At 41.3% G+C, this 1,706-nt stretch carries 2 protein-coding genes; both read right to left on the minus strand.

Annotated elements, in window-relative coordinates; genetic code table 11:
- Nucleotides 1-707 precede the first annotated feature (707 nt).
- Nucleotides 708-1,373, minus strand: a complete 666-nt coding sequence (locus LC115_00830; protein ID MCZ2355224.1) for a DUF2726 domain-containing protein — start codon at nucleotides 1,371-1,373, stop codon at nucleotides 708-710.
- Entirely contained in the window at nucleotides 1,357-1,611 is a 255-nt protein-coding gene (locus LC115_00835) for a hypothetical protein (GenBank protein MCZ2355225.1), read from the minus strand. Before LC115_00835 ends, LC115_00830 begins: the two co-directional genes overlap by 17 nt.
- Nucleotides 1,612-1,706 lie beyond the last annotated feature (95 nt).

A 1,706-nucleotide genomic window follows, 5' to 3' on the forward strand; every position in this document is an offset into this window, starting at 1 on the left:
AAACCGCGCCTTTCACTGACTTGATTTTACACGAGCCGCATTTTTTTACAAGCCCGATTTTGCTTTGAAAAATACGACTGACTTGCCAAAACGCAGAACCGAGAACTCACCGAACCCTTTGCTAAAAACTGACTTTGCAAAAAGTAAACTTTGCCAGAAAAAATGAGCCTGACAAAAAAGCCTGAACTAAACTTGCCGAAACGCTTGCTGAAAAAATGTAGCCGATTTCAGAAGCCTGACTTTGCTAAACAAAACGCAAGCCATGAAGAACGGACTTTGCCAAATGAAACCGCTTGTCTGCTAAAACCTAAACCGAAAACCTTGAAGCCGATTTTAGAAACCTGAGCAAATTTGAAGAGAAACTTGCGGAACAAAAAACCTGAGCCAATTTTTTAGCGAACAGAAACTTGGAAAATAACCACCGTTAAAAATGCCCGACTTTATTGAAGTAGAACCTTTGCTAAAAATCAAAACTTTGATTTGTAAGACTCAAAACGCTAATTTGAAAATGCAACTTATTTTTGAAAAACCGACTTAAAGATTTAACGCAAGTTCTTGCCAACGGTTTGCGTTACCTGCGCTGGGGGGGGACGGCGAAGCCGTCCAACCAGAAAAAGGGCAAGGCGTAGAAAACTGTTTGGGATGTGCGCCGAGTCCCCAGCGTCAGGTGCACGCTGTGTTGGCACGCTTTTGACTTTAAGACTCACTTATGCAGTAACGAGTTTCATTTCTCGACAGCGAGGATAATTTTGACAACCGTAAAACTGCTTTCCTTTATGTTCACCTTGCGCCACTGTTCTTAAGACCATTGGAATACCGCATTTCGGGCAAAGCGGTACTGAACTAACCTGCTTATTTACTTCTGGTTGCGACGGAGTGGAAACGCCAACTTTATCATTCACAAATGGCGCAATTTGAGCCGCAATTTCTCTGGAATTGTACTCTCTCTGAACTGGCAAGCGCAATAATGGCAAACCAGCGACTTTGCAAACACTTTCTACAAACTCATCACGCTCTTGCCTATTGTTTCGCTTATGGCTAGAGTCGTCCAACTCAACGCCAAATAACGGCTTCATCGTGACAGAATCGCAAACTAGAAAATCTAAATGCTTTTGAGCAATTTTATTGAAGTAGGCGATATTTTCATTTGGACGAGCCACAAAGAAAATATCCGCCAATCTTACCTTTGACTGAATTAATAATCGTGTGCCAACAAGAGAAGAAAGAACTTTATAAAACGAAAATTCTGCTGGAGAAAGAAAATCATCACGCAAACGATATGGAAGTGTTTTAGATGCTGTTTCTTTTTGCGAGCGTTTCAAAAATGGAAAAATGACGCTCAAACAACCTGATTTTTCATTCGTTGCTGTCATGTTTGGCTAGATGTCTCCTATGTAATGAAATTGCTGAAAGTAATTCACCCGCTATTGCTAAAACATCATCATCAGATAATTCAACTGCAACTTTGAAAGAACTTGCTAATAAATCTGTTTCGGTCGGAACTTCATGCCGAATTTGCAAGACAACTTTTTCTTTGTCGCTATAAATATGAACTGCGTTACCAGAAGCAGTTAGAAATCTTTGCGCTCTCATACCTTTTGGAGTTGCCATGATTTATTTTCCAAAAACCTAATTATGCAAAGGTCGTGCCAACGGCTTGCGTTACCTGCGCTGGGCGGGGACGGCGAAGCCGTCCAACCAGAAAA

It is taken from the genome of Bacteroidia bacterium (assembly GCA_026932145.1).
Lineage (GTDB): Bacteria > Bacteroidota > Bacteroidia > J057 > JAIXKT01 > JAIXKT01.